We start from the raw sequence: 12,522 nt of genomic DNA, 5'->3' as shown, positions 1-12,522 counted from the left end.
CTCCCCGTATAGTGACTGGGAGAAAGCGGCCTGCACCAAGGGTTTCGCCAATCTCCAGCGTTGCAGAAAGCGAGCCGAGGTTGCGGCCAGATCCCTTCTCGCCGTTACTGCGAGGCGATTGCCGTGCAGTTTACTCTGCGGTTTCTGTTTCGGTCTCGGACGTGGTCTCGTCTTCCGGCTTCGAACGTTCCTTGGCTGCGACCTTGGCCGCCTGCTTTTCCGCCTTCTTGGCAGCCTTCTGCCGATCGCGTTCCTTGCGTTCCTGGCCGTAATTCGGTGCTCGCGCCATATCTCTTCCTTTCGCAATCCAAAGGGTTATTAGCCCTGCCTAGGAGCATTGGCCTACAAATACAACACCACAAAGGGCGATCGGCTCCATAGACAGCCGGCACGCCGACTGAACACGGTTCCGTGGCTTGCAAGATAGCCGGCACAATGGTGTAGGAGCGACCGGGGGGCAAATCACAAGCCGACTTTTCGCCAAGTGACCGATGGCCACCCTTCAAAGAAACGCACAGAAGCTATTCTACTATGCGCGCAATGCCGTGCGCGATATCGCACCGCAGGCGCTGTTCCGCCGCAGGCTCGCCGCGCTGCTCGATCAGGCCAGGCTTTCGGACGGATCGGTCCGCGCGCGTCTCAACTACTACAACAGATTGCAGGTCGCTTTCGCGCCGAGCGGCGGGGCCGTGCCGGTCAGCCGGCTACCAAGAGGCCGGAGCATGTACTACTACGATCTGAAGGAATTTGCCCGCTACTTCGATCCCGATTTGCGCATCGATCTCGAATTCGGCGACGTCGTCGACGTGCCTACGATGCCGTCGATCGTCAAGGATCGGCCGATCGCCGGTGACAACAGAAACGGGGTCCTGTTCAAGCTCAACAAGTTCCGCCACTTCCACATGCCCGCCGACGATGTAGCCTTCGCGGACAAGCTTCCGGTTGCGGTGTGGCGCGGCGAGCTCAACAACCCGATAAGGACCTTGCTTCTGGACGCTGCGCGCGATCTGCCCTTTTGCGATGTCGGAACGCCCAAGCCGACGGCAGCGCCGGAATATCGCAAGCCTTATCTGAGCATCGACCAGCAGCGGCGCTGTCGCTACATCATTTCGCTCGAAGGCAACGATGTGGCGACCAACTTGAAATGGATTATGAGTTCGAATTCGCTGTGCCTGATGCCACCGCCAACATATGAGACATGGTTCGCCGAAAGCGAACTCGTGGCTGGTGTTCACTATGTGCCGCTCGAACCTGATTTCACGGATCTTGCCGAGCGGGTGCAATATCTCGAAAGGCATCCGACTGAGGCCGAACGCATCGTTGCCGCCGCTAACGCCTATTGCCGCCAGTTCGCCGACGAGCGGGCCGAGCAGGCGATCTGCCTGCTCGTGCTCTACAAATATTTCGTGCTCAGCGGCCAGATCGAGCCTGATCCCGAGGTCTGGCGTTTTATCTCAGGCTAAGCCGGCGACCTTCGACCTGATCTGGATCGATGTCAGATATCTTCCCGGTCAAGAACCAGATCGGCCGGACCAAACCGGTCCTTTGCCGTGAACTGCTGGTGCCAATAGGGGTAGAGAACCGGCGGGCGGCTGACAGCGTCGAGGCGTGCGCGCTCATCGCTGGTCAGCACCAGGCTGGCGGCGGCGATATTGTCCTTGAACTGGGCTTCGGTCCGTCCGCCGATGACCAGCGAACTGACCGCGGGCCGGCCGAGCAGCCAGGCAAGCGCCACCTGCGCCGCCGAAACGCCATGGTTGTTGCCGATATGGGCGAGCACATCGACGATCCGCCACAGCCGGTCCTCGTCGCGGATCGGCGGTTCGGTCCAGCCGCTGAGCTGGCGGGCGGTGGCCTGGTCGCGATGGTATTTGCCGGACAGCAGTCCACCGGCGAGCGGGCTCCACACCAGCACGCCAAGCCCCTGGTCGACCGAGATCGGCAGCAGTTCATATTCGGCTTCGCGCGCTTCCAGCGTGTAGTGGATCTGCTGGGTGACGAAGCGCGGCTGGTGCTGGCGGTCGCTGATCCCCAGCGCCTTCATCACTTGCCAGCCGGAATAGTTGGAACAGCCGACATAGCGGATCTTGCCCTGGCTGACGAGCGTGTCGAGCGCGGCGATGGTCTCTTCGAGCGGCGTCGTGCCGTCCCATTCGTGCAGGAAATAGATGTCGATGACGTCGGTCCTGAGGCGCTTCAGGCTCTTCTCGCACTCGCGGATCAGATGGTAGCGCGACAGGCCCTCATCGTTGGGGCCGTTGCCGATCCGCATGCGTGCCTTGGAGGCGATCAGCACATCGCCCTTGCGTTTGCCGCCGAGCGCTTCGCCGATGATCTCTTCCGAAAGCCCGTTCGAGTAGACATTGGCGGTGTCGATGAGATTGATGCCGGCGTCGATGCAGAGGTCGATCATCCGGCGAGCCTCGTAGAGATCGGTCTTGCCGACCGCCGAAAATGCGCCGGCGCCGCCAAAAGTCATGGTGCCCATGGTCAGCGTCGAAACCTTCAGCCCGGAACGGCCGAGTGTACGATATTCCATGTCAGATCCTCGCAATTGCGTTGAGAAGGGAGCTTTGAAGGCTGCCCGGGGATCCTGGCTTTGTAGGACAATTCGGCCCGTTTGTCGTGCGCGCCAGGGAGGCTGATCGATCACATCTCACGGATTTGCGCGGCCGGTGCGCGGGCCGGCTGCAATAAAACCGTCATTGCCGGCCTATATGCAAATCGGCTCAAGGTGTCCGATCTCGGCCGGCAGGCCGACGCCGACACGGGCGTGCAAGCGGAGCAGCATAAATGACCGAAGCAAAACAGAATTCTCCCGCCAAGGACTGGCTGGAAGCGGAGCTGGCCGACACGCTCGACGAGGACTACGAGCTGGAGATGTCGGAACCGGCGCTGTCGCTGGAAATCGCCAAGATCTACAAGAACACGCATCCGCCCTCGATGGATCGCCTGCAATATTTTCGCGACCTGATCACGCTGCAATCCGAATTGATCAAGCTGCAGTCCTGGGTGGCTTACACCAGGAAGAAGCTGGTGGTGGTTTTCGAGGGCCGCGACTCGGCCGGCAAGGGCGGCGTGATCAAGCGCATCACCCAGCGGCTCAATCCGCGCATCTGCCGCGTCGTCGCGCTTCCGGCGCCGACCGAGCGCGAGAAGTCGCAATGGTATTTCCAGCGTTACGTGCCGCATCTGCCTGCGGGCGGCGAGATCGTGCTGTTCGACCGCTCCTGGTACAACCGCTCCGGCGTCGAGCGTGTGATGGGCTTCGCCGAGCCGGAGCAGGTCGAGGAGTTTTTTCGCGACGTGCCGGAGTTCGAGCGCATGCTGGTCCGCTCCGGCATCACCCTGGTCAAATACTGGTTCTCCATCACCGACGAGGAGCAGCAGATGTGCTTTCAGATGCGCATCCATGATCCGATGAAGCAGTGGAAGCTGTCGCCGATGGACCTGCAGTCGCGCGTGCGCTGGGAACAGTACACCAAGGCCAAGGAAGAGACGTTCGCCCGCACCAACATCCCCGAAGCCCCGTGGTTCATCGTCGAGGGCAACGACAAGAAACGGGCACGGCTGAACTGCATCGATCACCTCCTCAAGCAGATGCCCTATGAGGAGGTGCCGCACGAGGAGATCACGCTGCCCGACCGCGTATTCAATCCCGAATACGAGCGCCAGGTGCTGCCGCGCGAGCTGTATGTTCCGCAGAAGTATTGAGACAGCGCTCCCTTCTCCCCGTCACTATACGGGGAGAAGGTGCCGGCAGGCAGATGAGGGGCGGCGCCAACCTCGACAGTTTAACCAGCCCAAGTCACTGCGTCGATCAAACTTATTCTGAGGTCATATTGCCCTCAGTATATTGTCCGGCAGCGTAATCTTCGATCGCTTGCGCCGCCCCTCATTGCCCTGCCGGGCATTTCTCCCCGTATAGTGAGGGGGAGAAAGGGGCCAGCACCGAGGCTTTCGCCAAAAGAGCAGACGAAATGTCCTAATCGCGCTCGATGATGACATGCATGGCATTCGGCGTTGCGACCTGCTCGCTGCAGCGGTAGCCGAGCTTGACCATGTCGATGCCGGCAAAAAGGTTCTCGCCTGAGCCGAGCAGCATCGGCGATATCGCCAGATGCATGTCGTCGATGAGCTTTTCCCGGAGATATTGCCGGATCGTGGCGACGCCGCCGCCGAGCCGGACATCCTTGCCGTCAGCCGCGGCCTTCGCCTTTTCCAGCGCTGAGTGAATGTCGGGCACGAAATGGAAGGTCGTGCCGCCCTCCATGACGACAGGATCCCGCGGATGGTGGGTGAGCACGAAGACCGGCACATGATACGGCGGGTTGTCTCCCCACCAGCCTTTCCAACTTTCATCAGGCCATTCTCCCCGGATCGGCCCGAACATATTCCGTCCCATTATCCAAGCCCCGACATTTTCGAAGCTGCGCGCCACGAACCCGTCGTCCGTGTCCGTGGTGCCGCTGTCCTCGCCGGACATGTTGCGGAAGGTTCGGGTGCCGAACATCCATGTGTGCAGGGCTTCCCCGCCGACGCCCAGCGGCTCTTTCAGGTCCTGGTCGGGACCGGCGCCGAAGCCGTCGATGGACACGGTGAAAGCGTTGACGCGAAGCTTGGACATAGGTACCTCCCTAAACCAGTTGTGAAATGCAAGCAGTTATTTTTAGCCGGACTGATTGCGATTTGCAAGCGGTATTTCGCCGCCGAGCATGAGCGGCTCGTTTGGCCAGCATAAGGGCCAGCGCCAAGAGGGGAGTTTGCAGCAGGCGGCTACTTGCGCCGCGACGCCTCGAGTATGCGCTCGACAGCCAGGCGGAGCGGCGACAGACTGTCTGTCACCACGGTCCAGATGATGGCGTCGGAAGTCTTGTGGTATTCGTGACGCAAAACGTTGCCAATTCCACGAATCTGTTTCCAGGGAATTTCTGGAGCAAGAGCGAGCAAATCGTCCGGGATGTGCCGGGCAGCTTCGGAGATAATCTCGATGCCGCGCTCCACGCCATGACGAAGCAGCCAGTCGTCACGAAAGTCGTCCAGTGTCTTGCCGGCGGTGGCAGCGCTGATGCCATCCAAAGCCGCCATGATCTCGGCTAGGATCGGCTCGATCCGGCGGACTGCCATCAGAATACGCGTACGGCCGATTGTTCGATCTCGGCCTTCAACATGGGATGAAGGCTGTCGCGTGTGGTGATGTCAATTTCGGTTGACATCTTCTCTTCCAGAAATTGCTTGATCCCGACCAGGTCGATCAGAGAAAAGCGCCGCGCCGGATCATAGTCGATGAACAGATCGAGATCGCTGTCCGGCTGCGCATCGTCCCGCGCTGCCGACCCGAATAGATACAGCGAAGTTGCGCCCATGCCTTTGATGGCATCTGCGTTTCTCTGCAACCGTTCGATGACCTCGTTCCTGCTCATGGGCCTATTCTAGCGGATTGCAGCAAAATCCCAAAACGATGCGAGTGCCTCAGCCCTTGAGCATCGCCGCCACCTCGGGCGCGAAATAGGTAAGAATACCGTCGCAGCCGGCGCGCTTGAAGGCGAGCAGCGATTCCAGCATTGCCTTGTCGCCGTCGATCCAGCCATTGGCGGCGGCCGCCTTGATCATCGAATATTCGCCCGACACCTGATAGGCGAAGGTCGGCATCCGGAATTCGTCCTTCAGCCTGCGGATGATGTCGAGATAGGGCAGGCCGGGCTTGACCATCAGCATGTCGGCGCCCTCGGCGAGGTCCTGCTCGGCCTCGCGCACGGCCTCGTCGGAATTGGCATGGTCGAGATAATAAGTCTTCTTGTCGCCCTTGAGCAGGTCGGCGGTGCCGACCGCCTCGCGATAGGGTCCATAGAAAGCGGAGGCGAATTTCGTCGCGTAGGACATGATCGCCACATCCTGAAAACCATTGGCGTCGAGCGCATCGCGGATGGCGCCGATGCGGCCGTCCATCATGTCGGACGGGGCAATGATGTCGGCGCCGGCCGAAGCCTGGATGACGGCGGCCGCCGTCACCTGCTCCACGGTCTGGTCGTTGACGATGATGCCGTCACGCAAGATGCCGTCATGGCCGTGCGAGGTGAAGGGATCCAGCGCCGCATCGGTGATGATGCCGATCTCGGGCACTGCGCGCTTGATGGCGCGCGTGGCGCGGTTGATGACGTTTTCCGGATCGAGGATGTGCGAGCCGGTCTGGTCGCGCAGGCTGAGCTCGATATTGGGAAAGGTGGCGATCGCCGGAATGCCGAGCTTTGCCGCGCGCTCGGCCTCCTTGACGGCAAGGTCGAGCGACAGGCGGAAGACACCAGGCATGGCGGCGATCGGTTCGCGGATGTTTTTGCCATCGACGACGAAGATCGGCCAGATCAGATCGTCGACGCAGAGCCGGTTCTCCTGCACGAGGCGGCGCGACCAGTCGGCCTTGCGCATGCGGCGCAAACGGCGGCTGCCGGTGATCTCGTCGACGCTGCGCGCGCCGGCAGGCTTTGCTGGGGTGAATTTGTTCATCGCCAAAACTCCGGATTGGCGGCTTTTAACACGAGCCCCCGCCGCTGACCAATGCGGCACGATAGTGCCAGGCTTTCCAGCTTGAGTTCCTCGCCCCCACGGGAGTGGGGGAGAGGTGGCTCGGCGAAGCCGAGACGGAGAGGGGGAACTGCGCCCTGCGAAAAGGCCCCCTCTCCGACCGCTTCGCGGCCACCGCTCCCCCGCTTCGCGGGGGCGAGGAACCCAGGGCTTATAAGGGTCGCCGCACCTCGTGTCTCCTCTATTCTGTGGAAGCCACAAGGGAGTCGCGTTTCAAGGCTGACGGTTCACGGACAGGATTGCGCCTTGGCATTGACGCGCCCATGCGCCACGCTTTAGCACTTCAATCCCGGCGGCATGGGGGAGGGATTCTTTAGGCGATGGATTTTGGCGGCGGCAACGAGATCCGCTTCGAACGACTGGGCAGCGCCGGCGTCGTCACACTGACGCGGCCGCAGGCGCTCAATGCCGTCACCCATCGCATGGTCAGGGCGCTCGACAAGGCGCTGCGCGCCTGGGAGCGCGACGACGGTGTCGATGTTGTCGTGGTCAAGGCCGAGGGCAGGGCGTTTTCGGCCGGCGGCGACATCCTCCACATCTACGAGGCCGGCCGGGCGGGAAAGCCGCCGGTCGACTTCTTCGCCGACGAATACCGGCTGAACGCCCGCATCGCGCGGTTCGAAAAACCCTATGTCGCGCTGATCGACGGTATCGTCATGGGCGGCGGTGTCGGCATCTCGTTCCACGGCTCGCATCGGCTGCTGACCGAGAACGCCCAGTTCGCCATGCCGGAAGTCGGCATCGGCTTTTTCCCGGATGTCGGCGCCAGTCATCTCTTGCCGGGCCTCGGCGGCAGCTTCGGCATGTATCTGGCCCTGACCGGAAACCGCATCCGCTATGGCGACGCTTCGTGGTCGGGCCTGGCGACGCACACGATCAAGGCGCAGGACCAGGCCGGCTTTCTCGACCGGCTGGTTGCGACAGGCGACCCGGAAGCGGCGCTTCGCGGCTTTTCCGTCCCGGCCCGGCGCGAAACGGACAGTCCGACGCTGGAAGCCATCGCCCGCCATTTCGCGCAGCCGTCGCTGAGCGACATCATCGGCAGCCTGGAGCGCGCCGCACCCGCAGACGCGTTCGCGGCCAAGACGCTGGCGACGATCCGCACCCGCTCGCCGACCAGCCTGCATGTTGCCTGGCGCGAGATCAGCGCCGGGCTGACGCTGTCGATGGACGAGTGCATGCGGATGGAGTTCCGCATCCTCAACCGCATGCTTGCCGGCCACGATTTCTACGAAGGCATCCGCGCCGCCATCATCGACAAGGGCTCGACGCCGCAATGGCGGCCGGCAGGCATCGACGACGTCAGTGCTGCCGACGTCGATTCCTATTTCGCTCCACTCGGCGAACGGGAACTCAAGCTGTGAGCGAGGTCACGTCGAGACGCGTCGTGCTCCAGCCCTCGACGGTCGAGGTCATCTTCGCCTGGTTTCAACGCGTCATCGCAGGCTATTGTCTGGTGTTCGGGATTTTGTACTGGATCCGGCTGATCGGCTTCTATCCCGGCTCGTTGTGGCGCTTCGACCTGATGCCGGTGCATTGGCAGGTGGCGGCGGTGACGCTCGCCGTCTTCTTTCCCTTCGCCGCCGCCGGTCTTTGGATGCTGGCCTCCTGGGGGCCGGTGATCTGGTTCATCTGCGCGGCGACCGAGACCGTCATGCATGCCGGCTTTCCCGAGCTCTTCGGTCACCGGCCGCTGATCGTCGCCTCGCATGCGGCGGTGGCGCTGCTCTACATTGTCTTTCGCGTGATGATCTGGATGCAGAAGCGCCGGAGCCGGCAATAGAGCATCGACCGATGCTCAACAAGAATAGGCCACGCATCCAGTTGGACGGGCAAATTACCGCACGGATTCATTGGCTAAATCTTTAGGTTAATCGTCCTTGTTCGGGTGACCCTTCGTTAAGCCTCTTTCGAAACCTATTACCGGTAAGCTCTTGTTAGCCCTAGCGTTTAAGTCGAATTTTATGAGTATTCGATAGTGTCGCGATCAAGGTGAAAAACAAAAAATCACCAGGGCGACAAACGAGAGGCAAAGACAATGATCAATTCCCGTCCGGCGGCGAAGACCGTCAACGTATCCGATGACCGCCGCGAGGCGATCCGTTCGCTGTACATGGAATCGCTGCAGCTGGTGGAGCGGCTGCACCGGCGTTTGCTTGACGTGATCAAGGACGAATTTGACCGCAACGGCCGTTCCGATATCAACGCCATCCAGGCGCTGCTGCTCTTCAACATCGGCAATTCGGAACTGACCGCCGGCGAGCTGCGCTCGCGCGGCTATTATCTCGGCTCGAATGTCTCCTACAATCTGAAGAAGCTGGTCGATCTCGGCTTCATCAACCACCAGCGCTCGCGCATCGACCGCCGTTCGGTGCGGGTCTCGCTGACGCCGAAGGGCAGTGAGGTGGCGGAAGTCGTCGCCGGCCTCTATGAGCGCCATGTCGGCTCGATCGAACAGGTCGGCGGCATCAACACGGAAGAATTCAAGCAAATGAACCGCGCCCTGCAGCGCCTCGACCGCTTCTGGAACGACACCATCGCCTATCGGATGTAATCATGTCCGTCGCATGAGGGGGAACCGCGCCGAAGAAGTGCGGTCGGGGAGCGATCCAAAAGACCGGTGCCGAAAAGCATCGGTCTTTGCGTTTCGTGAGGACCAGCCGATCCAAATCGCGGTCAGGGTCACGTTGCCGCCATATTCCCGGTGAAAGCGAGAATGCGGGTGATGTTACGGCGCGAGCCAAACCGTCTCCCCGCCAACCGCCTCTCTGAAAGCGCGTCGCGCCGGCGCGTTCTCGCCCAGCAGCATAGCATGGTTGGCTAATTGTTAAGGGCGCCGACCTAGAATGCGGGCGGCCTAGCGTGCGGGCGGATCGCCCGGTGAAAAAATATCTGGAGCGTACATGAGAACCAGTCGCCGTTTCTTCCTTTCCGGAGCCTCCGCGTTAGCCGCAACGATGGTTGCCGGTGGCGCCAGCGCGCAGGATGTGATCGCCGATATCCTGAAATCCTCTGGCCGCGGCAACTGGAACGACCAGTTCGACGCCCGCGCCAGCGAGGGCGGCAAGGTGGCCTCGACGCTGCCGATCGTCAGCCTGCAGACCGTAGCGTACACCGAGCAGGCGATCGCGCAGTATCAGAATATTGTCGCGCAGGGCGGCTGGGAGCCGGTCCCGGACACCAAGAAATTGCAACTCGGCGTCATCGATCCCGACGTGGTGCCATTGCGCAGGCGCTTGATGGTTTCGGGCGACCTGGCGCAGAGCGCCGGCCTTTCAGAGGCCTTCGATTCCTATGTCGATGCGGCGGTCAAGCGCTTCCAGGCGCGTCATGGCCTGCCTTCCGACGGGACCCTGGGCCAATATAGCTATGCGGCGATGAATGTCTCGGCGCAGGTCCGGCTTGGCCAGCTGCAGACCAATCTGCAGCGGCTGAACGAACGCGCCGGTACGCTGGGCAACCGCTATGTATTGGTCGATATCCCTGGCGCCCAGATCGAAGCGGTCGAGAACGACCGCGTCGTGCTGCGCCACACCGCCGTTGTCGGCAAGATCGATCGCCAGACGCCGATCGTCGATTCCAAGATCAACGAGATCATCGTCAATCCTTACTGGAACGCGCCGGTCTCGATCGTGCGCAAGGACATCATTCCGCTGATGCGGAAGGACCCCAACTATCTCAAGGACAGCAAGATCCGGCTGTTCGCGCCGGATGGCAGCGAGGTCGATCCACTGACCGTCGACTGGTCGACCGACGACGCGGAGAAATACCGCTTTCGCCAGGATCCGGGCGCCGGCAATGCAATGGCCTCCGTCAAGATCAATTTCCCGAGTCCGGACGGCGTCTACATGCACGACACGCCGCAGCAGAGCCTGTTCGGCAAGATGATGCGCTTCGATTCCTCGGGCTGCGTGCGCGTCCAGAACGTGCGCGACCTCGTCACCTGGATCCTGCGCGACACGCCGGGCTGGAGCCGCCAGCATTTCGAGGCGGCGATCAAGAGCGGCGAGAACATCCCGGTGCAGGTCACCAATCCGGTGCCGGTCTTTTTCCTCTACATCTCGGCCTGGTCGACGGGTCCTGGCGTCGTGCAGTTCCGCGACGACATTTATGGGCTCGACGGAGCCAACGAGCTGCAGATCACGTCCGCGCTCTAAACCACTGATCTTTTTACCGAAAGGGCCGCCGGTGAGGGCGGCCTTTTTGTATCCGGTTGAAGGGCGCGCTTTGCGCCGGGTCCGGAAAGCGCCGTTCGGTACAGGGCCATGCAAGTCGCCATCTTCATTCTGGTCGTGCTCGTCTTCGTCGCCGTTTCCGGGGCACTGGCCCGGCTGGTGCGGGTGCCGCTGCCGGTGCTGCAGATTGCCATAGGCGCCGCACTCGCCTGGCCGATGCGCGGCATCCATGTCGAGATCGACCCCGAGCTCTTCCTGCTGGTGTTCATTCCGCCGCTGCTGTTCAGCGACGCCTTTGGTGCGCCGAAGCGCGAACTGGTGGCGCTGCGCGGGCCGATACTGGACCTTGCCATCGGGCTGGTCTTCTTCACCATCGTCGGCTTCGGCTACGCCTTGCACTGGCTGGTGCCGAGCGTTCCGCTCGTCGTCGCTTTCGCGCTCGCCGCGGTGCTGTCTCCGACCGACGCAGTGGCCGTGTCCTCGATCGTCGACAAGAACGTGGTTCCGGCGCGGCTGATGCACATTCTGGAAGGCGAGTCGCTGCTCAACGATGCGTCGGGACTGGTCATGTTCCGTTTCGCGGTGGCGGCAGTGTTGACCGGCAGCTTTTCCTTCGCCGCGGCGTCTCTGACTTTCGTCTATGCCGTGGCAGTCGGCATCCTGGCCGGCGTGGTGGCATTGTTCGTTGCCGCCAAGGCGCTGCAACTGCTGAACCGCATCGGCGGCGTGCCGGCCGAGGCGCAGGTGCTGGTCATGATCCTGCTGCCATTCGTCGCCTATCTCGGCGCCGAGCATGTCGGCGCTTCGGGCATCCTGGCGGCGGTCACCGCCGGGGTTCTGACCGGCGTTTCCGGAATTTTCCGCTTCCTCGGCGTTTCGGCGCGTATCCAGACGATGTCGCTGTGGACGACGCTGTCCTTCGTTTTCAACGGTGCTCTCTTCATCCTGCTCGGCCTGCAGTTTCCCGACATCATCGGCAATGTGCCGCCCGAGCTCAGCGGCCGCCATCCGGTGATCCAGCCGATCCTGACGATGTTGGCGCTGACGCTGTGCCTGATCGCGCTGCGCTTCCTGTGGATATGGATTGGCGACACCGCAGCCTGCGTCGTGGCGCGATTGCGCAAGCGCAAGGCGGAGCCGTTCGGACTGCGTATTCTCCTCGCCGGCTCGGTGGCCGGCGTGCGTGGCGCCATAACGCTGGCCGGCATCCTGTCGCTGCCGTTCGCTATGCCGGACGGCTCGCCCTTTCCGGCCCGCGACGTGGTGATCTTCCTGGCCGCCGGCGTCATCATTTGTTCACTGGCCATCGCCAGCCTCACGCTGCCCTGGATAGCGCGCGGGCTGGTCGAGCCGGGCGAGGATCGAGGTGCCGCCGAGGAACGCCTGGCGCGTGTCGGCGCAGCCAATGCCGCAATCGCCCGCATCGAGGCCATCGCGGGCGCTGAAGACGGGGACGAAGGTGAGGTGCCCGGCGCCCGGCTCGCGGCGGCCGACAGCATCGTCGCCGGTTACCGTCGCCGCATCGCCGCCTCCGACGAGGCCGATGAAGCGCGCGCCGAAGCACGGGAAGCCGGACGGCTGGAGCTCGAAATGAGGCTCGCCGGCATCGAGGCCGAGCGCAAGGCGGTGCGCGCCATGTTTCGCCGTCGCGAGATCAACGATCATACGATGCGGGCGCTGTTTACCGAAATCACGCTCACCGAGGCCTTGCTGAAGGGCCGGCAGGCGAGGAAATAGCCGGCGTTTGGCCTCGCTGCCGCAATCC

13 protein-coding genes are annotated in these 12,522 nt (G+C 62.3%); 7 read left to right on the top strand and 6 right to left on the bottom strand.

Annotated elements, in window-relative coordinates; all coding sequences use genetic code 11:
* Positions 1 to 130 precede the first annotated feature (130 nt).
* On the bottom strand, positions 131 to 289 hold the full coding sequence (locus JG739_RS20955) for a hypothetical protein (protein WP_023798419.1): 159 nt from the start codon (positions 287 to 289) through the stop codon (positions 131 to 133).
* 202 nt (positions 290 to 491) lie between these two features.
* Between JG739_RS20955 and JG739_RS20950 the strand changes: the two genes are divergently transcribed.
* Positions 492 to 1,463 (top strand): glycosyl transferase family 90, encoded by a 972-nt coding sequence (locus JG739_RS20950; protein WP_202363197.1) that lies wholly within the window; start codon positions 492 to 494, stop codon positions 1,461 to 1,463.
* 32 nt (positions 1,464 to 1,495) lie between these two features.
* On the opposite strand, the gene JG739_RS20945 is transcribed toward JG739_RS20950, so the two are convergent.
* Complete coding sequence (locus JG739_RS20945; protein ID WP_202363196.1) at positions 1,496 to 2,539, bottom strand: aldo/keto reductase; 1,044 nt, start codon at positions 2,537 to 2,539, stop codon at positions 1,496 to 1,498.
* 254 nt (positions 2,540 to 2,793) lie between these two features.
* Here JG739_RS20945 and ppk2 point away from each other — a divergent pair, with 254 nt between their 5' ends.
* A complete protein-coding gene (gene ppk2 / locus JG739_RS20940; RefSeq protein ID WP_202363195.1) occupies positions 2,794 to 3,714 on the top strand; it encodes a polyphosphate kinase 2 in 921 nt (306 codons plus the stop codon).
* Between the two features lie 271 nt (positions 3,715 to 3,985).
* Here ppk2 and JG739_RS20935 read toward each other — a convergent pair whose 3' ends face one another.
* From JG739_RS20935 to hemB, 4 genes are all read right to left on the bottom strand, one after another.
* A complete protein-coding gene (locus JG739_RS20935; protein WP_202363194.1) occupies positions 3,986 to 4,627 on the bottom strand; it encodes a dihydrofolate reductase family protein in 642 nt (213 codons plus the stop codon).
* A gap of 149 nt (positions 4,628 to 4,776) precedes the next feature.
* Entirely contained in the window at positions 4,777 to 5,127 is a 351-nt protein-coding gene (locus JG739_RS20930) for a HepT-like ribonuclease domain-containing protein (RefSeq protein ID WP_202363193.1), read from the bottom strand.
* Positions 5,127 to 5,423, bottom strand: a complete 297-nt coding sequence (locus tag JG739_RS20925) for a nucleotidyltransferase family protein (RefSeq protein ID WP_202363192.1) — start codon at positions 5,421 to 5,423, stop codon at positions 5,127 to 5,129. The genes JG739_RS20930 and JG739_RS20925 overlap by 1 nt, the downstream gene beginning before the upstream one ends.
* Positions 5,424 to 5,472: 49 nt before the next feature.
* Positions 5,473 to 6,504 (bottom strand): porphobilinogen synthase, encoded by a 1,032-nt coding sequence (hemB, locus tag JG739_RS20920; protein WP_202363191.1) that lies wholly within the window; start codon positions 6,502 to 6,504, stop codon positions 5,473 to 5,475.
* A 398-nt stretch (positions 6,505 to 6,902) separates the two neighbouring features.
* On the opposite strand from hemB, the gene JG739_RS20915 reads away from it, so the two are divergent.
* From JG739_RS20915 to JG739_RS20895, 5 genes are all read left to right on the top strand, one after another.
* Positions 6,903 to 7,946 carry an enoyl-CoA hydratase/isomerase family protein gene (locus JG739_RS20915; protein ID WP_202363190.1) on the top strand — a complete coding sequence of 348 codons (1,044 nt, stop codon included), beginning with the start codon at positions 6,903 to 6,905 and terminating at the stop codon, positions 7,944 to 7,946.
* Positions 7,943 to 8,365 (top strand): DUF6163 family protein, encoded by a 423-nt coding sequence (locus JG739_RS20910; protein WP_202363189.1) that lies wholly within the window; start codon positions 7,943 to 7,945, stop codon positions 8,363 to 8,365. Before JG739_RS20915 ends, JG739_RS20910 begins: the two co-directional genes overlap by 4 nt.
* A gap of 255 nt (positions 8,366 to 8,620) precedes the next feature.
* The gene (gene ldtR, locus JG739_RS20905) at positions 8,621 to 9,136 is read left to right on the top strand and encodes a transcriptional regulator LdtR (protein WP_202363188.1); all 516 of its coding nucleotides are present in this window, start codon (positions 8,621 to 8,623) and stop codon (positions 9,134 to 9,136) included.
* Between the two features lie 349 nt (positions 9,137 to 9,485).
* Positions 9,486 to 10,739 carry a L,D-transpeptidase family protein gene (locus JG739_RS20900; protein ID WP_202363187.1) on the top strand — a complete coding sequence of 418 codons (1,254 nt, stop codon included), beginning with the start codon at positions 9,486 to 9,488 and terminating at the stop codon, positions 10,737 to 10,739.
* 108 nt (positions 10,740 to 10,847) lie between these two features.
* The gene (locus JG739_RS20895; RefSeq protein ID WP_202363186.1) at positions 10,848 to 12,494 is read left to right on the top strand and encodes a Na+/H+ antiporter; all 1,647 of its coding nucleotides are present in this window, start codon (positions 10,848 to 10,850) and stop codon (positions 12,492 to 12,494) included.
* The last annotated feature ends 28 nt before the right edge of the window (positions 12,495 to 12,522 follow it).

It is taken from the genome of Mesorhizobium sp. L-2-11 (assembly GCF_016756595.1).
GTDB lineage: Bacteria > Pseudomonadota > Alphaproteobacteria > Rhizobiales > Rhizobiaceae > Mesorhizobium.
This window is presented reverse-complemented; position numbering and strand designations above follow the sequence as displayed.